The organism is Sphingopyxis sp. UBA6723 (assembly GCF_002454115.1).
Taxonomy (GTDB): Bacteria; Pseudomonadota; Alphaproteobacteria; order Sphingomonadales; family Sphingomonadaceae; genus Sphingopyxis.
On sequence record NZ_DKIH01000010.1, the window covers coordinates 418,259 to 442,837 of the forward strand.

Genomic DNA, 24,579 nt, shown 5'->3' on the forward strand with positions numbered 1-24,579 from the left:
GCTCGCGCCCATCATTGATCGAAAACGATCACCGACCGCGCGGCGTCGCCTTTCTTCATCTTGTCGAACCCTTGGTTGATCCGCTCCAGCGGGATCGTCTCGGCGACGATGCTGTCGAGATCGAGCAGGCCTCGCAGGTAGAAATCGACGAGGCGCGGGATGTCGACGGGGAAGCGGTTGCCGCCCATGATCGCGCCCTGCAATTTCTTGCCCGAGAGCAAGTCCATCGCCGACAGGCCAACCTTTTCCGACAAAGGCATCATGCCCAGGATCGTCGCAGTACCGCCGCGGCGCAGCGACGCGACGGCAAGCGCCGCCGAGGCCGGACGCCCGACAGCTTCGATCGCATGATCGACCCCGCCCTTGCTGAGCTCGAGGATCTGCTTGGCGGCATCTCCGTCCATCGCGTCGACGACATCGGTCGCGCCCAGCTTCATCGCCAGCGCGCGCTTTTCGGGCATCGGGTCGGCGGCAATGATGCGCCCCGCGCCCGCAATCTTCGCGGCGTTGATCGTGGCCAGTCCGACCCCGCCGCAGCCGACGACCGCGACGGTCTCGCCCGGCGTCACCTTGCACGCGTTGAAGATCGTCCCCGCGCCCGTCGTCACCGCGCAGCCAATCACCGCGGCGCGGTCGAGCGGCATGTCGGGGTCGATCGCAACGCACGCATGTTCGTGGACGAGCATCGTTTCGGCAAAGGCCGACAAGTTGAGCATCTGGTTGACCAGACTGCCATCGGGGCGCGTGATGCGCGGCGCCGATCCGACTGCGCGCCGCGTATCGCCGCCCATGCACAGCGACATCCGGCCCGAAACGCAGAACTCGCAATGACCGCAGAAGGCCGACAGGCAGGTAACAACCGCGTCGCCGACCTTCACCGTCCGCACTTCGCTGCCGACCGCCTCGACTATGCCCGCCGCCTCATGCCCCGGAATCGCGGGCAGGGGGTGCGGATAGGCGCCGTCGATGAAATGCAGGTCCGAATGGCACAGCCCGCAGGCGGCGGTGCGAATGCGCACCTCGTGCGGGCCGCAATCGGCGATCTGTACCGTCTCGATCGACAGCGGCTGGCCGGGTTCGATCAGGATCGCGGCTTTGGTCATTTAAACTACCCTCTCTGCCGGTTTGCCCTGAGCCTGTCGAAGGGCCGTTCTTTCTTGTGGTCAAGAAAGGCGGTGCTTCGACAAGCTCAGCACAAATGGATTGTCCTTTAGCGTGACACCCCGATGTCGCCCGACGAAAAGCCCGGCTCGCTCGCCGCGCTATGCTTGGCGAATTCGATGCGGGCGATCGCGCGCTCATGCACTTCATCGGGACCGTCGGCGAGGCGCAGCGTCCGCTGATGGGCATAGGCGTTGGCCAGGCCGAAATCTTCGGACACGCCCGCCGCGCCATGCGCCTGGATCGCGTCGTCGATGATCTTCAGCGCCATGTTCGGCGCCTGCACCTTGATCATCGCGATCTCGGCGGCGGCGGCCTTGTTGCCGACCTTGTCCATCATGTCCGCGGCCTTCAGGCACAGCAGCCGGGTCATCTCGATGTCGATGCGCGCACGCGCCAGACGATGTTCCCAGATGCTGTATTCGGCGATCGTCTTGCCGAACGCGACGCGCGATTGCAGGCGTTTCGCCATCTTGGCGATCGCTTCCTCGGCGGTACCGATCGTGCGCATGCAGTGGTGGATGCGGCCCGGGCCAAGGCGCCCCTGCGCGATTTCGAAACCGCGGCCCTCGCCCAGCAGCATCGCTTCCTCGGCGTTGACGCGGACGTCCTTGAGCTCGATTTCCATATGGCCGTGCGGCGCATCGTCATAGCCGAACACGGGCAGGTGGCGCAGAATGGTGACCCCCGGCGCGTCGAGCGGCATCAGCACCATCGACTGCTGCGCGTGGCGCTTGGCATTGAAATCGGTCTTGCCCATCACGATCGCGATTTTGCAGCGCGGATCGCCCGCGCCCGACGACCACCATTTGGTGCCGTTGATGACATAATCGTCACCGTCGCGCTCGATCCGGCATTCGACATTGGTCGCGTCGGACGACGCCACCGCGGGCTCGGTCATCAGGAACGCCGAGCGGATTTCGCCGTTCATCAGCGGCAGCAGATATTTCTCTTTCTGCGCGCGCGTCCCGTAACGGTGGAACACTTCCATATTGCCGGTGTCGGGCGCCGAGCAGTTGAACACCTCGCTGGCGAACCCGATGCGGCCCATTTCCTCGGCGCACAGCGCATATTCCAGATTGGTGAGCCCCGGGCCTTCGAATGCGATCGTTTCGTCGACATGATGATGCGCCGCCGACTTGGGCGGCATGAACAGGTTCCAGATGCCCGCGGCCTTGGCCTCGGCCTTCAGTTCCTCGACGATCGGGATGACCTTCCAGCGGTCGCCCGCCTTGTCCTGTTCCTTGTACGTCGGGACCGCCGGGCGCACCTTGCGCTCGATGAATTCGCGCACCCGGTCGCGCCAATGAGTCTGCCGGTCGGTGAGATCGAAATCCATCTGAGCATCCTTTCCGTTTACGTTCGCGTAAGCCTTTGGACCGATTCGTCCCGCTTTGCCAACCCCTGCGGGCCGATTATTACCTCATTCCGTCGTCAACTGACATTTTCCGTCATGGATGCGCGCCGCTGGCGTCGGGATCCGCGCGCGCCGCGTCACCCAAAATGGCGATCCGTGCCTCATGATCGGCGCGCGAGATCGGAAAACGCCGCATGACGATCAGGCCTAGGATGCCGATGACGAGCACCGCTGTCATGTAACCCAAGGCCAGATTGCCAAGGATCGCATTGCTGATCTCGCCGGGCTGGGCTGCCGCGGGAAAGGCCGCGAATGACAGGATCAGCCCGGCGATGAAGATGCCGACACCCGTCGCGCATTTCTGCATGAAGAAATATCCGGCAAAGAACAGTCCTTCGGATCGCCGCCCGGTCTCGCTTTGCGATGCCTCGACAACATCGGCCATCATCGACGACGACAGGATCATCAGCATGATCGAAAAGCTGTTCGAGATGAATACGAGCGCGAACATCACCGCCGCGCTGGGCTTGCCGGGCAGGCCGGGAAATACACCCTGGATCCACGCGAAATACATCCCGCTGTTGACCAGCAGCGCGATTGCCCCGGCCAGGATGGCGCCGTCGCGCTTGCCCAGCCGTGCCGACAGCGGCGCCACGAACAGAAAAGCGGCAATCATCGATCCAAACAGCAGAAAGACATAGGCGATCAGCTCGCCCTGCGTCAGCTGCCAGAAAAAGCCGAGCAGATAATTGGTCATTGAAAAGGTGATGCCCTGATTGATGAAGCCGAACAGCGCGGCAAAGATCAGCCACAGAAAGGCGCGGTTCGACAGCGTATCGCGCATCTCGCCCAGTACCTGGCGCAGCGTCATCACCGGTTTGATGTCGGCCAGGTTCGACACCGCAATCCGCCGATGCTGGCCCGCCGCCGAAATCACTACCGCGCCCAGCATCATCAGCGCGCCGGTCAGCGCATAGGGGCCATAGCCGTCGGGATCGACCAGCCCCTTTTCGCCACCGAAAAACACGCCATAGGCAAGGAGCAGGACCAGCAGCCCGCCGGCCCACCCGAACAGGAAGCGATAGCGCATGACGATCGTGCGCTCGTCATAATCGGCGGTCAGTTCGGGGACGATCGCCACCGACGGCACCTCGCAGCACGACACCAGCGAGCGGACGATGATCGCAAAGCCGATCAGCCAGGCCACGGTCATCGAATCGGACATTTCGGGCGGGTGCCACAGCAGCATCCACGCAATCGCCAGCGGCACCGGCGCGATATAGAGCCACGGCAGACGGCGGCCCCAGCGGCTGCGCGTGCGGTCGGTCAATTCGCCGATCACCGGATCGACAAAGGCATCGGCGATCAGCGCGACCATGATCGCGGTGCCGACGATCCCGGCGTCGAGGCCGACAACCTGATTGTAGAACAGCAGCAGGAAGGTCGAAAAGCCGTTGTCCTTGACGCCATAGGCGATGCTGCCCAGACCATGCGTTGCTTTCAGCCACACGGGGAGTTTTTCGGGGCGCGGCACCGCGGCGGTTGCCGCCGCTGTGGTCACGCCGACGCTCCCGCCTTGGCGGCCTCCTCCATTGCCGTCAGCGCGTCGAACATGCCGGGCGTTTGCTTGTCCCACGCATGGCGCTGGCCGATCGTCAGCCCGCCGTCGACCAGCAGGTGGGTGCCGGTCATGAAACTGGACTCTTCGCTCGCCAGATAGGCGACCGCATTGGCGATGTCGTCGGGCTGGCCGCCGCGCGCCACCGGCTGCGCCTGCGCGCTCATCCCGGCGATCACGGCGTTGGCCTGCTCCTTCATCGCGTCGGGAACCTCGAGCGACGCGGTGAAGATATTGGTGTTGATGAAGCCGGGGCAGATTGCGTTCACGCGGATGCCGTACTGCGCGAGGTCGGTCGCAGCGACCTTGCTCAAGTGCAACACCCCCGCTTTTGCGACGGCGTAGGCGATTGGCGAATAGCCGGCCCCGAGCGCCGCGACGCTGGCGGTGTTGACGATGCTCGCGCCCTTCCGCCCCTTCATGTGCGGCGCGGCATAACGGATCCCCATCGCGACCGATTTCAGCACCAGGTCCATCGTCCGGTCCCATCCTTCGGGGGTGATTTCGTCGATTGGCGCGCGGTCGCCGCCCGCTGCGGCATTGTTGAAGACGATGTCGATACCGCCGTCCTTTGCCGCGGCCGCGTCCATCAATGCTTCAATGTCCGACGGCTTTGTGACGTCGCAGCGGACAAAGTCGATCTTGCCGTTCGACTGTTCGGCGAGCGCGCGGCCGCCTGCTTCGTCGATGTCGGCGGCAAAGACATGCGCGCCTTCGCCTGCCAGTTTCAGCACTGTGGCCTTGCCGATACCTGATGCCGCGCCGGTGACGACGGCGACTTTGCTTGCGAATCGCATATCCTGCTCCCGTTTTCTTTTGCCACTTAGCTTAGGGGCGAAGCGGGGCGCGTCAACGCTGGCCTGTCGGACGCTACGGTGCCGTAACGGCAGGGACGGGCGTCCAAGTTGACGCTTGCGTAAAGCAGGCGAATCCCCCTAGATTTGGCGCGGAAGAGGAGCATTGACGATGAGCGATCTGGCCGCATTCCGCGCCGAAACCCGTGCCTGGCTGGAGGCGAACTGCCCCGCCGAAATGCGCGAGCCCGTCCGCGAAGAAGGCGACGTCTGTTGGGGCGGACGCAAATGGGTGTTCAAGAATGACGCCCAGAAGACGTGGCTCGAAGCCTGCGTTGCCAAGGGCTACACCGTCCCCGACTGGCCCAAGGCCTATGGCGGCGCCGGGCTGACCCCCGAACAGACCAAGATCCTCAAACAGGAAATGAAGCGCATCCACGCGCGTTCGCCGCTCGACAGCTTCGGCATCTGGATGCTCGGCCCCGCGCTGCTGCAATTCGGGACCGAGGAGCAGAAAGTCCAGTATCTCAATCCGATCGCGCGCGGCGAAATCCGCTGGTGCCAGGGCTATTCGGAACCCGGTTCGGGCAGCGATCTCGTCTCGCTCCAGACGTTCGGCGAAGACAAGGGCGATCATTGGGTCGTCAACGGATCGAAGATCTGGACCAGCTACGCCGACCAGGCCGACTGGATTTTCTGCCTCGTCCGCACCGACAAGGCGAACAAATATCAGGGCATCACCTTCATGCTTTTCGACATGGAAAGCCCGGGGGTCACGACCAAGCCGATCCTGCTGATCAGCGGCAACTCGCCCTTCTGCGAAACCTTCTTCGACGATGTGAAGGTGCCAAAGGACCAGTTCGTCGGCGAGATCAACCGCGGCTGGGATGTCGCCAAATATCTGCTCGGCCACGAACGCGAGATGATCTCGGGCGGCGGCGCCGGCGGCGACATGGTCAGCATCGGCGGCGCGTTCGCGAAATCCTTTGGCAAGAATGCCGCGGGCGAACTCGACGATCCGATCCTGCGCGCCGAAATGGCGGCGTTCGATACCGACGTCTTTGCCTATCGCGCGATGGGCGAGCGTTTTATGGATATGTGGAAGACCGGCCGCGCGCATCCCGCCAGCTCGAACATGATGAAATATGTCGGCACCGAGCTCAACAAGCGCCGCCACGAACTCGTCATGTCGGGTGGCGGCAGCGAAGCGCTCGAATGGGACAGCGAAGAGACCAAGGGCGGCGCCCGCGCGCGCGGCTGGCTGCGCACCAAGGCCAATTCGATCGAAGGCGGCACGAGCGAAGTCATGCTCAACGTCATCGCCAAGCGTATTTTGGATTTGCCGGGGGCTTAGAACGGAAACACGCCCTCCCCTTCAGGGGAGGGCAGCGAGACTTGGCAGCTTGCTGCCTAGTCGCAGCGGGGTGGGCCTCGCAGGCCGCGCAAGGCCGCTGGCCCCCACCCCAACCCAGTGGCGGGTCGATCATGCCCCCGGCATGATCTAAACCGTCCGGGGGACGGTTTACCCGCCACTCCTGAAGGGGAGGGGCTTAGGAGAAACAAAATGCCACTCTACTACAATGACGACCAGGCGATGCTCAAGGACAGCGTCGCGCCCTTCGTCGCCGAACAGGCCCCCGTGTCGCACCTGCGCAAACTGCGTGACTCTGCCGACGCCACGGGCTTCTCCCGCGACCTGTGGGCGCAGTTCACCGAAATGGGCCTGCCGGGGATGCTCGTTCCCGAGGCGCATGGTGGGCTCGGCATGGGCCATATGGAGGCGGGGATCGTGCTCGAGGAAATCGGCCGCAACCTGACCCCCTCGCCCTTCCTGTCGACCAGCGTCGGCGCGGTCGCCGCGCTCGCCAAGGCGGGCGGCACACAGGCGGGCCGCTGGCTTCCCGCCATTGCCAGCGGCGAGGCGATCATCGCACTCGCGATCGACGAAGGCGCCAAGCACCGCCCCGACCGTATCGCGACCACCGCGACGCGCGCCGGCAATGGCTTTCGTCTCGATGGCAAGAAAAGCTTCGTCCTCCATGGCCATGTCGCCGACATGAGCATCGTCGCGGCGAAGACCGACGGCGGAATCACTTTGTTTGCGGTGCCGAAGGATGCCAAAGGCGTCACCGCCGATCCGCGCCGCCTTGTCGACTCTTCGCTCGCGAGCCATGTCACCCTCGACGGCGTCGAGGTCGATGCCGACGCGGTGATCGGCGAGGTCGATGCCGGCGGCGACATCCTCGACGCGCTGCTCGCCGCCACCCGCACCGGTGCCGCCGCCGAAATGGTCGGCGTCGGGCAGGGCGCGATGGACATGACCGTCACTTATCTCAAGGAACGCAAGCAGTTCGGCAAGCTGATCGGCGAGTTCCAAGGGCTCCAGCACCGCGCCGCGCATCTCTACGGCGAAATGGAAGTCGCGCGCGCTACCGTTATGAAGGCGCAGCAATTGCTCGATGAAGGCAATGAGGGCGCCAAGCTGATGGTCTCGGTCGCCAAGGCCAAGGCCGGCCGCGCCGCCAACCTCGCGGTGCGCGAGGGCGTGCAGATGCACGGCGGCATCGGCATGACCGACGAATATGACATCGGCCTCTATATGAAACGCGACCGCGCGCTCGCCGAATTTATGGGCGACGTGCATTACCACATCGACCAGGTCGCGCGGATGAACGGGTACTGAGTTAATTGAAACCCCTCCCCTTCAGGGGAGGGGCAGCGAGACTTGGCAGCTTGCTGCCTAGTCGCAGCGGGGTGGGCACCGAAGTCTGCGCAACCTCGCAACCCCCACCCCAACCCCTCCCCCGAAGGCGAGGGGCTTTAAGGAGCCCACTAGAATGAACCTCCAAGACATGTTCGGCCTCGACGGCCGCATCGCCCTCGTCACCGGCGGCTCGCGCGGCATCGGCAAGATGATCGTCGAGGGCTATCTCGCCGCAGGCTGCGCCCGCGTGTACATCTCGGCGCGCAAGACCGCGCAGATCGAGGAAGCCATCGCCGATTTCGACACCCGCTATCCGGGCAAGGTTATCGGCCTGCCGGTCGACCTTGCCACGGTCGAAGGCTGCCGCGCGCTCGCCAAGGAACTCGAAGCGCGCGAGGAACGCCTCGACATCCTCGTCAACAATGCCGGCGCCGCATGGGGCGAACCCTTCGAGGGCTTCCCCGAAGCGGGCTGGGACAAGGTGATGGACATCAACGTCAAATCGCCCTTCTTCCTGACGCAGGCGCTGCACGGACTGCTCAAGGCGGGCGGCTCGCATGAGCGCCCCGCGAAAGTCATCAACATCGGCTCGATCGACGGCCAGCGGCTCAATCCGTGGGAAACCTACAGCTATCACGCATCGAAAGCCGCGATCCTCTACCTCACCAAGCGCCTCGCCGCGCGGCTGGTCACCGATCATATTCTGGTCACTGCGATCGCCCCGGGCGCCTTTCAGTCGGACATGAACAAGGCGGCGCGTGACCATGGCGATGCGGTCGCGAAAAGCATCCCCGTGAAGCGCATCGGCGTTCCCGAGGATATGGCGGGCGCCGCGATCTTCCTCGCGTCGAAAGCTGGCGACTATGTCGTCGGCGACACGATCACCGTCGACGGCGGGCTGGTGCATGGCGACCTGAAGACGAGCATCGACGCCTAACGTAAGCCCCTCCCCGTCAGGGGAGGGGTTGGGGTGGGGTCTGTCGGCTTAGCGCAAGGCCGCAAAACCCCACCCGCTGCGACTAACGAACAAGTTCGTAAGTCTCGCTGCCCTCCCCTGAAGGGGAGGGCGAGGGCCGATTGACTCGCCCAGCTTCAAGGTGTATTATATAACTAATGCACCAAGGAGAATCCCCATGCGCCTCGCGTTCCTGATCCCCCCGATGATGTTCCTCGCGGCCTGCGGGTCTGACGAGAAAGCCAAGGACGCCACTGAGGTCTCGATCAACGCGGGCGACGACCAGGGCGGCGTCCAGATCAAGGCCGGCAAGGACGGCGGCAATATCAAGATCGGCGGCGAAGGCGCGTCGATCGACATCAACATCCCCGATTTCGTCGACCTCGACATCGAAAGCGATTTCGACATCGATGGCGTCAAACTCTACCCCGGCAGCAAGGTGACCACGGTCGACGTCGATGCCAACGACAAGAATGGCGCCGACAAGGCCGTGGTCAAACTTGGCTTCACCTCCCCCGCCGCGCCGACCAAGGCTGCCGACTGGATGGCGGGCGAATTTGCCAAAAAGGGCGTCAAGGTTACTCGCACCGGCAATATGCTCGCGGGCAAGGACAAGGACGGCGCCGATTTTCGCATCAACTTCGCCCCTGACGGCGCGACCGCCAAGGGCGAGGTGGTGATTGTGAAGAGCTGAGGGGCAGCCCAACACCCACCTCCGTTCGTGTCGAGCGAAGTCGAGACACGCTAGCGCTGCGTTGACGTGTCTCGACTTCGCTCGACACAAACGGGATCAGGCGTGGGTCGAACCTTACCCGCTATTCCGCAATGCCGTCGCAATCGCGTTGATCGTCAGCTGGATTCCTTCGGCGATCCGCGGGTCGGTTTCCCCCGCCCGGTGCCGCTTCATCAACTCGATCTGAAGTAAATTCAGCGGTTCGATATAGGGCAGCCGCAACCGGATCGACGCCTCGAGCGCCGGGTTCTTCTCCAGCAACCGCGTCTGCCCGGTAATGTCCAGCAACCCGTCATGCGCGCGGTTCCATCCGTCGCGGATGCGGCCAAAGATCGCGTCATGGCCATCGACATGCGCTGCCAGCTCGGCATAGCGCGCCGCGATCCCCATGTCGGACTTCGCCAGCACCATTTCCATATTGCCGAGCAGCGCCGCAAAAAATGGCCAGCCCGCCGCCATGTCGGCCAGCAGCGCCTTGTCGCCGAACGCCGCAAAACCTTCGCCGGTCCCGTACCAGCCCGGCAGCATCGCGCGCGCCTGCGCCCAGCTGAACACCCACGGGATCGCGCGCAGATCCTCGATCGCGCTCGACTTGGTGCGGCTCGACGGCCGCGACCCGATCTTTAGCGTCGCGATCTCGGCGATCGGGGTCATCGCGCGAAAGAAATCCTTGAACGTCGGGGTGTCGTACACCAACCCGCGATAGGCGGCGAAGGCGCTATCCGAGAGTTGGTCCATCGCCGCGGTAAAGCGCGCCGCGTCGGCATCGCTCAGCGCCTCGGGCTCGAGGCTCGCGAGCAGGCTCGCCGATACCATCGCTTCCAGGTTTGTCGCCGCGCTCGCCGCGGTGCCATATTTCGCTGCGATCACCTCGCCCTGTTCGGTGATCCGGATGCGCCCCTGCACCGTGCCCGCGGGCTGGGCGCGGATCGCGGCAAAGGCGCTGCCGCCGCCGCGTCCGACCGCGCCGCCGCGGCCGTGGAACAATTGCATCGCCGTATCGGCCTCGTCGAACACCGGGGTCAGCGCCTGCGACGCCTGATGCAGCCCCCAGGTCGAGGTCAGATACCCGCCATCCTTGTTCGAATCCGAATAGCCGATCATCACTTCCTGATGTCCGCGCACCCCGACCTGCGGGCCGATTTCGGGCATCGCGAAATAGCGCGCCATGATGTCGGGCGCCTTGTCGAGATCGGCAATCGTCTCGAACAGCGGCACCACCATCAGGTTCGATTGGCCCGCCGCCTCGCCGCTCCGCCACAATCCGGCTTCGCGCGCCAGCACATGAACCTCCAGCAGGTCGGACAAGGTCTGCGCCATGCTGATGATCCACTGGCAGATCGCTTGCCCGCCCAGCCGCGCGCGGACATCGGCAGCGGCGTGGACGATCGCGAGTTCGCCGGCGGTCTCGTCGCTCCACTGGTGCCACGGGGCGGCGAGGGGCCGGTCACTTTGCAGCTCGGCGGTGAGCAGCGCGACGCGTGCCTCTTCGTCCAGCGCCAGATAGTCGGCGCACACGCCCGACACCTTGAGCAATTCGGCGAGCACACGTTCGTGCACCGCGCTGTTCTGCCGCATGTCGAGCGTCGCAAGGTGGAACCCGAACACTTCCACGGCGCGGATCAAACGCCCGAGCGCGCCGATCCCACCGAACTGGCCTTGGCTGTTCGAAGACAAGCCATTGGCGATCGTAACCAGATCGCGGCGAAAATCGGCAGGGGTCGCGTAAGGCAAACCCTTCAGCGCCGACGGCCGCGGCGGCGCCTTGCCGACAATCTGCGTATAGGTCGCGCACAGCCGCGCATAAATACCCGACAGCGCGCGGCGATAGGGTTCGTCGCGGCGGCTCGGCGCGCCATCGCCGCTTGCCTCGGCCAAAGCTTCTACCGCGTCGGGAACCGCAGCCAGGCTCGCCGACACCGACAGCTCGGCGCCCAGCCCATGCACCGCGTCGATATAATGGCCCAGCACCGCGGCGGCATTGCGCCCCGTCGCCATGACCATCGTCTCGGCGGTGACGAAGGGGTTGCCGTCGCGGTCGCCGCCGATCCAGCTGCCGACGCGCAGGAAGCTGGCGGGGCGCTGCCCCAGCTCGGCTTCCCAGCGCGCGTAAAGCTTGGGAACGACCGGCAGGAACACATCGCGCAAATAGGTCAGCGCATTGTCGATCTCGTCGGCAACGAACAATTTCTCCATGCGCAGCGGCCGCGTCTGCCACAGCAGCACGATCTGGCGCCGGATCGCATCTTCGACGACGTCGCCCTCGGGCGTCTCGTCGGCGCCGCTGTCGCGCAGCAGCATCAGTTCGGCGATGCGGTTCTTGTGGTCGAGCATCGATTTGCGCCGCACTTCGGTCGGGTGCGCGGTCAGCACCGGCGCAACGAGCGAGGCGCTCAGCAAGGCCGCGATCGCATCGCTATCGATCCCGTCGCCCTTCAGCTTCTCGATCGCCGCCGCGACCGTCGCCTCGGGCTCCGCCGCAACCCCCTGCCGGTCCTCGGCCAAGTTCGCGAGCATCGAAAACAGCATGAACCCGCGCACGAACGCGACCGTGTCATCCAGGCTCAGTGCATCGAGCCCCGGATCGATCGCCTCGGCCCCCGCAATCCCGCGATGCCGGTCGACGCTCGACGAGCGGATATATTCGGTCTGCCGAAACAATTTGTCGCCGCCATAGGCACGAATGACGTCGCCCAGGATCCGCCCCAGATAGCGGATGTCGGGATTTTGCGAGATCTGGATCGGCGGCCCCATGACGCGATTGCTGCACCTGCGAAGGCGCGGGGTCAAGCGGCGCATAGCTATGCGCGCGATTGATTAGTTCGTCTTGACCAGCACCAACATCCCCATGTCGATCGCGCGGCGGCCATCGAACGCAACGCTGTTGCGCGTATCGGTGATGAACATCAGCCGCCCCGACGCGTCGGTGATGCGCGCCGACACCGCATAGCTGTGGCGCGGGTCGAGCGGGCGCTGGTCGACGGTCAGCGAAAAGGCAAAGGGCACCTGCCGCCCGTCGGCGGTGAAGCGTTGCTGGGCGATCGTCTTTGCGGGTGCGTCCATCAGGCTGACGTCGGCCAGGGTGATTTCGACCTGCGCGGTCGGCGGCAAGGCGATGCGCTCGCGATAGGTGATCTGGCCGGTGACGGTCACCGGTTGCTCGGCGGGCGTCGTCATGCACGCCGCGAGCGGCAGGGTTGCGAAGCTAAGCGCGATGGCGCGGACGATACGGACCATGATCTTTTCCTTACCAGACTGCACCCCTGCGAAGGCAGGGGTCCATCTCCGGTCGATGCCGAATAAAACCGGCAGGAGATGGGTCCCTGCCTTCGCAGGGACACGGGAAGCTAAAGACATATCTCAATCAGACGGGGCAGCCTATCCCTCCAGCTCGACATCCCAATATAACCAGTCGATCCAGCTTGTATGCAGATACCCCGGCGGAAAGGCGCGGCCATTGTCCTGCAGCTGCCAGCTCGTCGGGCGCCACGGCTGGCGATAGATCGGCATCCGCGCCTGTTGCGGCGTCCGCCCGCCTTTTTTGAGGTTGCATGGCGCACAGGCCGTCGTGACATTTTCCCATGTCGTCCGCCCGCCGAGCCGCCGCGGCACGACATGGTCAAAAGTCAGGTCCTTGCCTGACCCGCAATACTGGCACGCAAAGCGGTCGCGCAGGAACAGGTTGAAGCGGGTGAAGGCCGGGTGCTGCGATGGTTTCACATATTGGCGCAGCGCGATGACGCTGGGGATCGGCATCGTCCGCGTCGGCGAGTGAATCTCGCGCTCGTAATTTTCGACGATGGTGACGCGGTCGAGGAAAACCGCCTTGACCGCAGTCTGCCACGGCCACAGGCTCAAGGGATAATAGCTGAGCGGGGTGTAGTCGGCGTTGAGAACGAGCGCCGGGCAACTATCGGGATGCCGGGCAAGATCGGGATGGAACATGGCTAGTTATGCTGCCCCCATTGCTTCACGGGATGGCGCGCCACTGCCTTCCCTGCGTGACACCATCATTACATGCCCGATCAGATTCTGACGTCAAGGGGGCATCTGCCGCAAGATATGGAAGGATTTTGATGACGTCGGCACAGTATATGGAGTTTTTACCACGGCGATGCTGACCCGTTTCGCGCCCAGCCCGACCGGTGACCTGCATCTGGGTCACGCTTACAGCGCGGTGCTGGCGCATGCCGCGGCGCGCGCGGCGGGCGGGCAATTCCTCATCCGCATCGACGATATCGACGGCAGCCGCTCGCGCGAGGACTATGTCGCCGCGTCGCTCGCCGATCTGGCGTGGCTCGGGCTCGGCTGGGATAGTGAGCCGATGCGCCAGTCGGCGCGACTGAGCGATTACGCCGCCGCGCTCGATACGCTCCGCGCCCGCGACCTCGTCTATCCCTGCTTCTGCACCCGCGCCGATATTGCCGCGAGCCTTTCGGCACCGCATGGCCCGTCGGGGGCGGTCTATCCCGGCACCTGCCGAAATCTGCCTGAAGCTGAGCGCGAGCGGCGGATGGCGACCGAGCCGCATTGCTGGCGTCTAGATACCGCGCGGGCATCGGCGATGGTCGGTGATCTGATGTGGGAAGAACAAGGGCAGGGGATGCGCCCCGCCGATCCGCTGGCGCATGGCGACATCGTCCTCGCGCGCAAGGACGCCCCCGCCAGCTATCATCTCGCCAGCACGCTCGACGACGCCGCGATGGGGGTCACGCACGTCATCCGCGGCGCCGACCTGGTCGCCGCGACCGATGTTCACCGCCTCCTTCAGGCGCTGCTCGACCTGCCCACTCCGCTGTACCGCCATCACGCACTGGTCTGCGGCCCCGACGGCAAGCGGTTGGCGAAGCGCGACGCCGCGGCCTCGCTCGCCGCAATGCGCGCGAGCGGTGTCGATGGCCCCACGCTCGCCGCCAATCTGCTCGCCGGACGGCTTCCCACTGGTTATTCGCTGCAAATGCCCTAAATAGGGGCCATGAACATCTTGCTGATCATCGGCGTCGTCGTGGCGGCCGGCTTCGTCCTCTTCTCGCTCGCGCGGGGGCTCTTCTATTTTTCGCAAGGTCACCGGGCGGTGATCGACGGAAAAGTCGAGGAAAATCAGGTGATGCAGAACAAGATGATGATGTCGCGCGTCAAATGGCAGGCGATCACCATCATCCTCATCGTGCTGATTGGCCTGCTCGCCGCGGGCGGCTGATCGGGGACGCTTCTTCTTCCGTTCGTGTCGAGCGAAGTCGAGACACCGGGAAGGCCAGCACGAACGATGAGTGTCTCGACTTCGCTCGACACGAACGGGGTAGGGTGATGGTCCCACAACGGATTATCCACACATGGTCAAACTCAACAAAATCTACACGCGCACTGGCGACGACGGCACCACCGGGCTGGTCGATGGCTCGCGGATCGCCAAATCGGCGTCGCTGATGGCGGCGATCGGCGATGTCGATGAAGCGAACAGCGCGATCGGCATCGCGGTCGCCGCGCTCCATCCGAACAGCGACGCCACCGCGATGCTCGTGCGGATCCAGAACGAGATGTTTGACCTTGGGGCCGACCTCGCCACCCCCGCCGACATCCAGTTCGGCTTTGGCCCGCACGACATGGCACTGCGCATCGTCCCCAGCCAGATCGCGCGGCTGGAGGACGAGATCGACCGCATGAACGACGATCTTGACGCGCTCAAGAGCTTCATCCTGCCCGGCGGCACCGACGCGGCGGCGCGGCTCCATCTTGCGCGCGCGGTAACGCGCCGCGCCGAACGGGCGGCGGTCGCGGCAGGAAGCGAGCGCGACCTCAACCCGCTCGCGCTCACCTATCTCAACCGCCTGTCCGACCATCTGTTCGTGCTCACCCGGCACCTCAATGCCGCAGCGGGCGGTGACATTTTGTGGAAACCCGGCGCGACACGGTAACCGCATAATCCTCCCTGTCGCGCAGCGATGGGGAGGTGGCAGCGCGAAGCGCTGACGGAAGGGCGTTGGAACTTCCGTTGCGGCCCCTCCACCCCTTGCTTCGCAAGCGGTCCCCCTCCCCATGGCTTCGCCACAGGGAGGATCGGCACTGTTCCCCAAATGTTCTAGACATTTCGCCACCGCGTAACCATATTCCTTCGTCATGCGAAACCGAATCGCACCGCGGGGGATTGTCTCATCATGGCCAGCCGAACCGACGCTTCACCTCTCGCGCAAACCGCCCACACGCCCGACCTGCTCGCGCAGCGTTTCGCCGCCACCCGCCGCCTGTCGCTCGACCTCGTCGCAACGTTGTCCGACGCCGACGCCAGCGCCCAGTCGATGCCCGACGCCTCGCCCGCCAAATGGCACCTCGCGCACACGACATGGTTTTTCGAAACCTTCATCCTGCGCGACCATGTGGCGGACTATAGCGCGTTCGACGATCGCTACGCCTATCTATTCAACAGCTATTATGAGGCCGAGGGACCGCGCCACGCGCGCCCGCAACGCGGTCTGCTGACCCGCCCCTCGCTGGACGACATCTGCATCTGGCGCGCGCATGTCGATACCGCGGTGCAGACCGCGCTCCCCGACCTGCCCCCCGCGGCACACATATTGATCGAACTCGGCATCCAGCACGAACAGCAGCATCAGGAATTGCTGCTCACCGACCTCAAACATCTCTTCGCGCAAAACCCGCTCGGACCGGCGGTGTGGGAAAAAACCGCCATCGCGAGTGAAGTTACGCAGTTTTCCGCCATGAAATGGATTGAGGGCAATGCGGGCGTGACCCAGGTCGGCCATGATGGCGACGGCTTCGCCTTCGATTGCGAAGGCCCACGCCACGATACGCTCCTGCCCCCGCACGCGCTCGCCAGCCGCCCGGTCAGCAACGGCGAATGGCAGCAATTCATCGCCGATGGTGGCTATCACACGCCCTCGCTCTGGCTCAGCGACGGCTGGGCGTGGGTGCAAAGCGAAAGCATCGACGCCCCCGCCTATTGGGACGGCGACCGCCACTTCACCCTGTCGGGTTGGCAGGCCATCGACCCCGCTGCCCCGGTTACCCATATCAGCTTTTTCGAGGCCGACGCCTTCGCCAGCTGGGCAGGCGCGCGCCTCCCGACCGAGTTCGAATGGGAAGTCGCCGCAGCGCGCCTCGACCCGGCCTCGGGGCAACAGCTCGACGTGGCAGGGCCGGCGCACCCTGCCGCCGCGGTCGATGACACCGGCTTGCAACAGATGTTCGGCAGCGTGTGGGAATGGACCGGCAGCGCCTATCGCCCGTACCCCGGCTTCCGCGCCGCGCCCGGCGCGGTCGGCGAATATAATGGCAAGTTCATGAGCGGCCAGTTCGTGCTGCGCGGCGGCAGCTGCGCGACCCCGCGCGGCCATCTGCGCGCCTCCTACCGCAATTTCTTTTACCCCCACCAGCGCTGGCAATTCACCGGCGTGCGTTTAGCCAAGGATCTCTGACATGGGCGTTGTTCGCAATCTTCGGCAGGTCGATGCCGATGCCGCGGGAGTCGATATCGCCTTCCGCGCCGACGTCCATGCCGGTCTGGCGCAGGCGCAAAAAGCGGTTCCGGCGCGCTGGTTCTATGATGCCACCGGCTCGGCGCTGTTCGAGGATATCACCGCGCTGCCTGAGTATTATCCGACGCGCAGCGAGACCGATCTGCTCACCCGCCACGCCGCCGATATCGCAGCGGCAGTCGGCCCGAGCCGCGCGGTTGTCGAACTGGGCTCGGGCAGCTCGACCAAGACCCCGCTTTTGCTCGATGCGATCGCGCCCGCGGCTTATGTGCCGGTCGATATCTCCGGCGATTTCCTGCGCGATAGCGCCCGCACGCTTGCGACGCGTTTTGACGGGTTGCCCGTCTATCCGGTTGAGGCCGACTTTACCCAGCGCGTCGATATGCCGCGCGAAATCGCCGCTATGCCCAAGCTCGGCTTTTTCCCGGGCAGCACGATCGGTAATATGGTTGCGCGCACCGCGGTCGATTTGCTCCGCAACTGGCGCGAAGCACTGGGCGAGGGATCCCTGCTTCTGATCGGCATCGACCGGATCAAGGATGAGCGTGTACTGGAACTCGCCTATGATGATCCGGCGGGCGTCACGGCGGCGTTTAACCTCAACCTGCTCGAACGGATCAACCGCGAGCTGAACGGTGACATTCCGGTCGAAAATTTCACCCACCGCGCGGTCTGGAACGGCGTCCATGCGCGGATCGAAATGCATCTCGTCGCGGCGTGCGACTTGGATTTCACCATCGATGGGCGTGACTATCATATGGCGGCAGGCGAGACGATCCACAGCGAGAACAGCCATAAGTACGGCCCCCGCGATGCCAACCTGCTGCTGCGCGCCAGCGGCTGGACCCCGGTCGCGACGTGGGACGACACCGACCCCGCCTTCGCGCTGATCCTCGCTGAAGCAACCGAGTTCCGCTCGGCCCCTTGACGCTGACCGCCGATGACGTAGGGCAACCATCAAATCGTCATCCCGGCGAAAGCCGGGATCTCGCCCTTTCGCCAGAACGCAGCGGTGAGGTCCCGGCCTTCGCCGGGATGACGGATGAAAGCCTTAAGGTTGTTTTGGAGAATAAGGTCATGATCGTCGGCGTCATCGGGGCAGGGCAAATGGGCGCGGGGATTGCGCAAGTGTCAGCGGGCGCCGGTCACGACGTGCTGCTGTCGGACATCGATCTGGCACGCGCCGAAGCGGGCAAGGCGGGGATCGCCAAAGCGCTCGGCCGCCTCGTCGCCAAGGACAAGATGACGCAGGGCGATGCCGATGCTCTGCTCGGCCGTATTGCCCCGGTCGCCGACCACAGCGCCTTCGCCCCCGCCGACCTCGTCATCGAGGCCGCGACCGAGCGCGAAGACATCAAGCGCGCGATCTTCGCTAGCGTCGGTCCGCATCTGTCTGACACCGCGATCCTTGCCAGCAACACCAGCTCGATCCCGATTACCCGGCTCGCCCAAGCATCGCCCGATCCGGCGCGCTTTATCGGGGTGCATTTCTTCAATCCGGTGCCGGTGATGGGGCTGATCGAATTAATCCGCGGCCTCGCCACCAGCGACGCGACGCTGCAAGCCGTCGAAGCCTTCGGCCGTGGCCTCGGAAAGGAGATCGTCCACGCCAACGACGCGCCCGGCTTCATCGTCAATCGCGTCCTCATGCCGCTGATCAACGAAGCGGTGTTCGCACTGGGCGAGGGTGTTGCGACGATGCAGGACATCGACGCCGGCTGCCGCCTGGGGCTCAATCATCCGATGGGGCCAATCACGCTGGCCGACTTTATCGGGCTTGATACCTGCCTCGAAATCATCCGGGTGCTGCACAGCGGCACCGGCGACCCCAAATTCCGCCCGGCGCCGCTGCTGGTGCAATATGTCGAGGCGGGCTGGGTCGGAAAAAAGGCAGGGCGCGGCTTTTACGACTGGACGGGAGCCGAACCGGTTCCGACGCGTTAGCAGCTTATGCGGTCAGGGAACCGCCAAGGAGGCGTCATATGCAAAGCACATTTTTCGTTACATTGTCGGCCACCGCTGTGGCTGCCTCGCTCGTCATCGCGGCACCGGCCTATGCTCAGGCGGGATCGCCGGAAAATTCGACCATCAAGGACACCGCCAACAAAGTGACCGAACCGTTTGACGGCAAGGAAGCGCCCGCGAAGCTGATCGCGGTTCAGGGCGATCCCTATTCCTTGGCGGGCCTGCGCAAATGCGCCGCGATCCAGCAGGAAATCGTCGAACTGGACGAAGTGCTCGGTCCCGACGTCAACGAAACCGAAGAAGAAAGCAGGGATAAAAAGCGCGAGCGCACCGCCGGCCGCGTCGCCGGCAGCGTTGCCGGGTCGATCATCCCGTTCCGCAGCCTGATCGGTGAAATCACTGGCGCCAATGCCGAACGTCGCCGCTATGCCGAAGCGGTCTATGCCGGAACAGTACGGCGCGGCTTTCTGAAAGGTGTCGGGCTGGAACGCGGCTGCAAGGCGCCCGCGCGGCCCTGATAGACGGAGGGCGTGGGGAGGGGGTATTCCATGAACGTCGACAATATCCGCAGCTTTACCGTCGATGTTCCGCAGGCGGCGCTCGACGATCTGAAAGACCGTCTGGCGCGGACGCGCTGGCCCGAGAGGGAAACGGTCGACGACTGGGATCAGGGCATTCCGCTTGCCTATGCGAAGGAACTGGCGGCCTATTGGCTTGACCAACATGATTGGCGCGTTGTCGAGGCGCGACTGAATGCCCTGCCCAATTATCTGGCGACGATCGACGGGCTCGACATTCATTTCCTCCATGTCCGGTCGGCCAATCCGGCGGCGCGACCGCTGGTGCTGACGCATGGCTGGCCGGGGTCGGTGCTGGAGTTTCTCGACGTCATCGAACCGCTATCGGCCGACTATCATCTCGTGCTCCCGTCGCTCCCCGGTTACGGCTTTTCGGGCAAGCCGACCGCGGCCAAATGGAGCGTCGAGCATATCGGCGCGGCGTGGGACGCGCTGATGGTCGCGCTCGGTTATGATCGCTATTTCGCGCAAGGCGGCGACTGGGGCAGCGCGGTGACCTGTGCGATCGGGATGAACCATGCCGATCATTGCGCCGGCATTCACGTCAACATGGTCGTCGGCGCGCCGCCGCCCGACCTGATGAGCGATCTCACTGACAGCGAAAAACTCTATCTCGCGCGCTTCGCCTGGTATCAGGCGAAGGACAGCGGTTATTCGACGCAGCACGCGACCCGGCCGCAGACGATCGGCTATGCGCTGACCGATTCGCCGGTCGGCCAGATGGCGTGGATCGCCGAGAAATTCCATGGCTGGACCGATTGCGGGCATCAGCCGGGCGGCCATTCGATCGGCGGCCATCCCGAGAAAGCGCTGTCGAAGGACGCGATGCTCGACACGATCAGCCTCTATTGGCTGACCGCGAGCGCCGCCTCGTCGGCGCGGCTGTATTGGCACAGCTTTCGCAATTTCGCCGCGGGCGAGATTTTGGTGCCGACGGGGTGCAGCCTGTTCCCGAACGAGATCATGCGGCTGTCGCGCCGCTGGGCCGAGCGGCGGTACAAGACTATCGTCCACTGGAACGAGCTGCCCCGCGGCGGTCATTTCGCCGCGTGGGAGCAGCCCGAGCTGTTCGCCAGCGAGGTTCGCGCCGCGCTGGCGAAGATGGCGCTCTGACCGGTCCCTAGCGCGGCACCACCACCTGACGACAGGTTTCGGGCGCCGAGCGCAGCGCGGTGTTCCACATCGCCTCATTGCCCTTGGTATGCAGTCGCCACCCGGCGCGGTTTTCGTAGATCGCGCCGCTGGCCGCGGGGGTGGAACGCATTGCTTCGGGACGTCCGCCATTGACGCTCACCAAAGCGCGGTCGCCCATGAAATCGACTTTCAGCCGGGTGCCGCGGTCGCATTCATAATAGGTGCTGACCCCCGGCCCACCGACCGACATGCAAGCCGAAAGCAGCACCGCGGCCCCGCCGACAGCGGCAAACTTCAGCGTCGTCATCGCATCCTCCCTCAATAGCCCGAGCGGACGCACAGCACGTCGGCCAGATAGACGCGGCCCGCCACCGTTTCCATATGCTCGCGCGCCGACCCGTTCCAGCCGATCGAGCGGCAATAATTGTCCGCCGTCTGCGCCGCGCAGTTCGCCGTCACCGATCCATATTGGCAAGCAAGGAGGCGCCGGTTGCCTTGCGCGGGCTGGGTGTGGAATTCGGCAAAATTGCCGCGCGCGACCTGATCATTGGCGGGCGGCGCCGGATCCCAGCCGCCACCCCCCGATCCAACCGGGCGGATCGACTGGATGGTCAGGCCGCGCAGGACGTTGTTCAGCATCGGCGTATCGCGCTCGACGGTGCGGCAGGTGCCGCGAAAGCGCGTCTTTTCGCACAATTCCCAGCGCCCGCTGGCGACGCGCACCGAATTGACCGGCCAGGCGAGGCCCAGATTGGGTTTCGCTTCGCCGACGAACACCGCGGGGCCACGATAGGCGGCGTCGCGATAGATCGTCGCCTCGGGCGGTCGGTACATGCGGTCATCGGGCGTTTGCGCGCTGGTGGCGAGGACCCCCGCCCCAATCGACGCGGCGGCGGCGGCGAGGATCGACAAACGATAGGCGATTTTCATGGCAACCTCCCTGTTGGCAAATGCGACCCGGGATTCGATAACTTTGCCGAGTTTACGCCATCGAGGTGCGGCTTGCAATTCTCCCCGAGCGTGGGCCTTGGTAGGGTCAGGGGGTTTTGCTAGGGGCGGTTGCCGCGGCGTCGGGCGTTGTTACCGGTGCGCTTTCGGATGCTGTGGCAGCCTCGACTGCCGGTGCGGCGGGCGGCGCGGCGACCGGCGGCGCGATCCCAAGCATCAGCCCCGCCAAGGCCGCCGACATCAGGTTCGACAGGCTGCCCGCGAGCAGGGCCTTCAGCCCCAGCTTGGCGATCATCGGGCGCTGGTTGGGGGCGAGCCCGCCGGTCACCGCCATCTGGATCGCGATCGAGCTGAAATTGGCGAAACCGCACAACGCAAAGGTGGCGATTGCGACGGCGGCCAGCGACATATCGCCCTGCACACGGCCCAGATCGATGAAGGCGACAAATTCGTTGAGCACGATCTTGCTGCCGAACAACCCCCCGACGACCGCGCTTTCGTCCCACGGCACCCCCATCAGCCACATCACCGGGCGGAACAGTGCGCCGATGATCGCCTGAAACGACAGCTCGGGGTAACCGAACCATCCCCCGATGCCGCCGAGCAATCCGTTGGCGAGCGCGACGAGCGCCACGAACGCCAGCACCATCGCGCCGACCGCGACGGCCAGCTTGACCCCGGTCTGCGCACCTTGCGCCGCCGCCATGATGATGTTGGCGGGCTTTTCCTCGTCATGGCTTGCCTCGGGCATGATCACCGGTTCGATGCCCAGATCCTTGGGATCGTCGGGCATCATGATCTTGGCCATCAAAATGCCGCCGGGTGCCGACATGAAGCTGGCGGCGAGCAGATAGGGCAGCAGTTGTTCGCCGATCATGCTGGCATAGGCGCCGAGGATCGTCCCCGCGACCCCCGCCATCCCGACGGTCATGATCGTGAACAGCTGCGGCGGGGTGAGTCCGGCCAGATACGGACGGATGACCAGCGGCGATTCGGACTGGCCGACAAAGATATTCGCCGCCGCGCCCAGGCTTTCGACCTTGGTGATGCCGGTGATTTTCTGGATCGCACCGCCGACCCATTTGATCACCAGCTGCATGATGCCGAGATAATAAAGGATCGAGATCAGCGAGGCGAAGAACACGATGACCGGCAGCGCCGCGATCGCAAAGCTGTTGGCACCGATTTCGGGCGAGGCGAGCGGGCCAAAGATGAAATCGGTGCCCGCCTTGGCATAGCCGAGCAGGTTCGACACCGCGTTCGACATCGCCTGGATGATCGCGCGGCCCCATGGGGTGCCGATCACGAGTAGCGCAAAGCCGGCCTGGAGCAGGAAGGCCGGAATGACGACGCGCAGGCGGATCCAGCGGCGGTTCGACGAAAACAGCACGGCAATCGCGAGCAGCGCGACGATGCCAACCAGACCAATCAGGCGTTCCATATATTTGTGCGTCCCCCGCAAATTGTTGCGCCTTGTCTAGCGGGCTTTGGCGGGGGGGCAAGTGTTGCCGCCACCCCCATCTTTCCACCGCCGACAAAACCGACTATCGGGCGGCATGACCGACACCACATCGACGGCGCTGCCGCGCACGCTCTCACCCTCCCTGTTCCTTTTCACCATCGTCTATGGCGGCATGGTCGTGCTCGCCGGGGTGCTGGGGAACAAACAGGTGGCGCTGGGCGACTGGCTGGCGGTCGAAGCGGGGATTTTTGCCTTCTTATTGCTCGTTGCGTTGTCGAGTGCGACCGCCGAGCTGCATGGCCAAGGGACCGCCAACCGACTGGTGCTCTGGGGTTTTGTGCCGTTGGTGATCGCGATCATGCTTACGGGTCTCGTTTTGGCGCTTCCGGCGTCGCCAAAGATGGACCCAAAGATACTTAGTTCCTTCCATACGGTGTTAGAACAGAGTCCGCGCCTGATGGCAGCTGGGATTGTGGCTTATGGCACCTCGCAGTTCCTCAACGTCACGATTTTCAGCAAATTGCGCGGGCGTGAAGGGGCGGGTGCGGGTGCGCTCGCAATCCGCGGCGCGATCGCCAGTGCGCTCAGCCAGATCGTCGATACGCTGCTGTTCGTCACCATCGCCTTTTACGGCGTGTTCCCGATCGCCAATCTGATGGGCGGACAGATGCTGGCCAAGGTCGCGTTGTCGGTGCTGGTCATTCCGTTCGTGATCACCGGCTTGGTCGCGCTCGGCCGCAACCTCGATGCCAAGACCGGCGGATGATGACGATGACCGACGCGCCCGCAATGCCCGACCTGCTCGCCAAGGCCGAAACGCTCGTCGAAGCGCTGCCCTATCTGCAGCGCTATGCGGGCGAGACGTTCGTGATCAAATATGGTGGCCACGCGATGGGCGACGCCGAGGCGCAGCGCGATTTTGCCGAGGATGTCGTGCTGCTCAAAGCCGTCGGCATCAATCCGGTGGTTGTGCATGGCGGCGGGCCGCAGATCGGCGCGATGCTGAAAAAACTGGGGATCGAATCGTCGTTTGTCGGGGGGCTGCGCGTCACCGATGCCGCGACCGCCGAGGTCGCCGAAATGGTGCTGGCGGGCAAGATCAACAAGGAAATCGTCGGCTGGCTCGCCGCGCTCGGTGGCCGCGCGGTCGGCATTTCGGGCAAGGACGCCAATCTGGTGCTTGCCGAAAAGGTCCGCCGCACGGAGCCCGACCCCAATTCGGGGATTGAGCGCCATGTCGACCTGGGCTTTGTCGGCGAACCGGTAGCGGTCGATCCGACGATCCTGATCAACCTGACCAAGGATAATTTCATCCCCATCGTCGCGCCGGTCGCGCTGGGCGCCGATGGTGCTACCTATAATATCAACGCCGATACGATGGCCGGCGCGATCGCCGGGGCGCTCGGCGCTAAACGCTTTTTCCTGCTCACCGACGTCGCCGGGGTGCTCGACAAGGCGGGCGCACTGCTCACCGACCTCGACCAGCCGGCGATCGATGCCCTGAAGGCCGACGGGACGATCACCGGCGGCATGATCCCGAAGGTCGAAACCTGCGTCGCCGCCGTCGATGCCGGGGTCGAGGCCGCGGTCATCCTTGACGGGCGCATTCCGCACGCGATGCTGCTGGAAATTTTCACGGCAAGGGGTGCAGGCACGCTCATTCACCGCTAAGAGACG

At 64.5% G+C, this 24,579-nt stretch carries 24 protein-coding genes; 14 read left to right on the forward strand and 10 right to left on the reverse strand.

The window, feature by feature from the left end:
- Positions 1-11: 11 nt before the first annotated feature.
- From B4F07_RS10650 to B4F07_RS10665, 4 genes are all read right to left on the reverse strand, one after another.
- A complete protein-coding gene (locus B4F07_RS10650) occupies positions 12-1,103 on the reverse strand; it encodes a Zn-dependent alcohol dehydrogenase (RefSeq protein ID WP_293701072.1) in 1,092 nt (363 codons plus the stop codon).
- A 107-nt stretch (positions 1,104-1,210) separates the two neighbouring features.
- Entirely contained in the window at positions 1,211-2,500 is a 1,290-nt protein-coding gene (locus tag B4F07_RS10655) for an acyl-CoA dehydrogenase family protein (protein ID WP_293701071.1), read from the reverse strand.
- A 112-nt stretch (positions 2,501-2,612) separates the two neighbouring features.
- Positions 2,613-4,079: an MFS transporter gene (locus B4F07_RS10660; RefSeq protein ID WP_293701070.1), complete on the reverse strand. Its 1,467-nt coding sequence runs from the start codon at positions 4,077-4,079 to the stop codon at positions 2,613-2,615.
- Positions 4,076-4,933 (reverse strand): SDR family NAD(P)-dependent oxidoreductase, encoded by an 858-nt coding sequence (locus B4F07_RS10665; protein WP_293701069.1) that lies wholly within the window; start codon positions 4,931-4,933, stop codon positions 4,076-4,078. Before B4F07_RS10665 ends, B4F07_RS10660 begins: the two co-directional genes overlap by 4 nt.
- 169 nt (positions 4,934-5,102) lie before the next feature.
- Between B4F07_RS10665 and B4F07_RS10670 the strand changes: the two genes are divergently transcribed.
- The 4 genes from B4F07_RS10670 (at position 5,103) to B4F07_RS10685 (ending at position 9,283) form a co-directional block, all read left to right on the forward strand.
- Positions 5,103-6,284 carry an acyl-CoA dehydrogenase family protein gene (locus B4F07_RS10670; RefSeq protein ID WP_293701068.1) on the forward strand — a complete coding sequence of 394 codons (1,182 nt, stop codon included), beginning with the start codon at positions 5,103-5,105 and terminating at the stop codon, positions 6,282-6,284.
- A 210-nt stretch (positions 6,285-6,494) separates the two neighbouring features.
- The gene (locus tag B4F07_RS10675; RefSeq protein WP_293701067.1) at positions 6,495-7,613 is read left to right on the forward strand and encodes an acyl-CoA dehydrogenase family protein; all 1,119 of its coding nucleotides are present in this window, start codon (positions 6,495-6,497) and stop codon (positions 7,611-7,613) included.
- 154 nt (positions 7,614-7,767) lie between these two features.
- Positions 7,768-8,571 (forward strand): SDR family oxidoreductase, encoded by an 804-nt coding sequence (locus tag B4F07_RS10680; RefSeq protein WP_293701066.1) that lies wholly within the window; start codon positions 7,768-7,770, stop codon positions 8,569-8,571.
- A 196-nt stretch (positions 8,572-8,767) separates the two neighbouring features.
- The gene (locus B4F07_RS10685; protein ID WP_293701065.1) at positions 8,768-9,283 is read left to right on the forward strand and encodes a hypothetical protein; all 516 of its coding nucleotides are present in this window, start codon (positions 8,768-8,770) and stop codon (positions 9,281-9,283) included.
- 114 nt (positions 9,284-9,397) lie between these two features.
- Here the strand turns inward: B4F07_RS10685 and ppc are convergent, their stop codons facing one another.
- The 3 genes from ppc to B4F07_RS10700 all read right to left on the reverse strand — a co-directional run bounded on the left by ppc (position 9,398) and on the right by B4F07_RS10700 (position 13,267).
- Positions 9,398-12,076, reverse strand: a complete 2,679-nt coding sequence (gene ppc, locus B4F07_RS10690) for a phosphoenolpyruvate carboxylase (RefSeq protein WP_293701064.1) — start codon at positions 12,074-12,076, stop codon at positions 9,398-9,400.
- Positions 12,077-12,139: 63 nt separating this feature from the next.
- Positions 12,140-12,559 (reverse strand): YbaY family lipoprotein, encoded by a 420-nt coding sequence (locus tag B4F07_RS10695; protein ID WP_293701063.1) that lies wholly within the window; start codon positions 12,557-12,559, stop codon positions 12,140-12,142.
- Between the two features lie 141 nt (positions 12,560-12,700).
- A complete protein-coding gene (locus B4F07_RS10700; RefSeq protein ID WP_293701062.1) occupies positions 12,701-13,267 on the reverse strand; it encodes an HNH endonuclease in 567 nt (188 codons plus the stop codon).
- 169 nt (positions 13,268-13,436) lie between these two features.
- Between B4F07_RS10700 and gluQRS the strand changes: the two genes are divergently transcribed.
- The 8 genes from gluQRS to B4F07_RS10740 all read left to right on the forward strand — a co-directional run bounded on the left by gluQRS (position 13,437) and on the right by B4F07_RS10740 (position 20,471).
- Positions 13,437-14,288 carry a tRNA glutamyl-Q(34) synthetase GluQRS gene (gene gluQRS / locus B4F07_RS10705; RefSeq protein ID WP_293701061.1) on the forward strand — a complete coding sequence of 284 codons (852 nt, stop codon included), beginning with the start codon at positions 13,437-13,439 and terminating at the stop codon, positions 14,286-14,288.
- A gap of 9 nt (positions 14,289-14,297) precedes the next feature.
- Complete coding sequence (locus tag B4F07_RS10710; protein ID WP_293701060.1) at positions 14,298-14,522, forward strand: HIG1 domain-containing protein; 225 nt, start codon at positions 14,298-14,300, stop codon at positions 14,520-14,522.
- A gap of 133 nt (positions 14,523-14,655) precedes the next feature.
- Entirely contained in the window at positions 14,656-15,237 is a 582-nt protein-coding gene (locus B4F07_RS10715; protein ID WP_293701059.1) for a cob(I)yrinic acid a,c-diamide adenosyltransferase, read from the forward strand.
- A gap of 240 nt (positions 15,238-15,477) precedes the next feature.
- Positions 15,478-16,755: an ergothioneine biosynthesis protein EgtB gene (egtB, locus tag B4F07_RS10720; RefSeq protein WP_293701058.1), complete on the forward strand. Its 1,278-nt coding sequence runs from the start codon at positions 15,478-15,480 to the stop codon at positions 16,753-16,755.
- 1 nt (position 16,756) lies between these two features.
- Positions 16,757-17,743 carry an L-histidine N(alpha)-methyltransferase gene (egtD, locus tag B4F07_RS10725; RefSeq protein WP_293701057.1) on the forward strand — a complete coding sequence of 329 codons (987 nt, stop codon included), beginning with the start codon at positions 16,757-16,759 and terminating at the stop codon, positions 17,741-17,743.
- Between the two features lie 149 nt (positions 17,744-17,892).
- Positions 17,893-18,759, forward strand: coding sequence for a 3-hydroxyacyl-CoA dehydrogenase NAD-binding domain-containing protein (locus tag B4F07_RS10730; protein ID WP_293701774.1), 867 nt, complete (start codon positions 17,893-17,895; stop codon positions 18,757-18,759).
- A 38-nt stretch (positions 18,760-18,797) separates the two neighbouring features.
- Positions 18,798-19,298 (forward strand): hypothetical protein, encoded by a 501-nt coding sequence (locus tag B4F07_RS10735; protein WP_293701056.1) that lies wholly within the window; start codon positions 18,798-18,800, stop codon positions 19,296-19,298.
- A 30-nt stretch (positions 19,299-19,328) separates the two neighbouring features.
- Positions 19,329-20,471, forward strand: coding sequence for an epoxide hydrolase family protein (locus B4F07_RS10740; protein ID WP_293701055.1), 1,143 nt, complete (start codon positions 19,329-19,331; stop codon positions 20,469-20,471).
- 7 nt (positions 20,472-20,478) lie between these two features.
- On the opposite strand, the gene B4F07_RS10745 is transcribed toward B4F07_RS10740, so the two are convergent.
- From B4F07_RS10745 to B4F07_RS10755, 3 genes are all read right to left on the reverse strand, one after another.
- A complete protein-coding gene (locus B4F07_RS10745) occupies positions 20,479-20,799 on the reverse strand; it encodes an MliC family protein (RefSeq protein WP_293701054.1) in 321 nt (106 codons plus the stop codon).
- Positions 20,800-20,810: 11 nt separating this feature from the next.
- Positions 20,811-21,422, reverse strand: coding sequence for a beta/gamma crystallin-related protein (locus B4F07_RS10750; RefSeq protein WP_293701053.1), 612 nt, complete (start codon positions 21,420-21,422; stop codon positions 20,811-20,813).
- Between the two features lie 106 nt (positions 21,423-21,528).
- Positions 21,529-22,881 carry a NupC/NupG family nucleoside CNT transporter gene (locus tag B4F07_RS10755; RefSeq protein ID WP_293701052.1) on the reverse strand — a complete coding sequence of 451 codons (1,353 nt, stop codon included), beginning with the start codon at positions 22,879-22,881 and terminating at the stop codon, positions 21,529-21,531.
- A 115-nt stretch (positions 22,882-22,996) separates the two neighbouring features.
- Here B4F07_RS10755 and B4F07_RS10760 point away from each other — a divergent pair, with 115 nt between their 5' ends.
- Together B4F07_RS10760 and argB are read left to right on the forward strand one after the other, a co-directional pair.
- Positions 22,997-23,668 (forward strand): queuosine precursor transporter, encoded by a 672-nt coding sequence (locus B4F07_RS10760; protein ID WP_293701051.1) that lies wholly within the window; start codon positions 22,997-22,999, stop codon positions 23,666-23,668.
- A gap of 5 nt (positions 23,669-23,673) precedes the next feature.
- Positions 23,674-24,573: an acetylglutamate kinase gene (gene argB, locus B4F07_RS10765; protein ID WP_293701050.1), complete on the forward strand. Its 900-nt coding sequence runs from the start codon at positions 23,674-23,676 to the stop codon at positions 24,571-24,573.
- Positions 24,574-24,579: the final 6 nt, after the last annotated feature.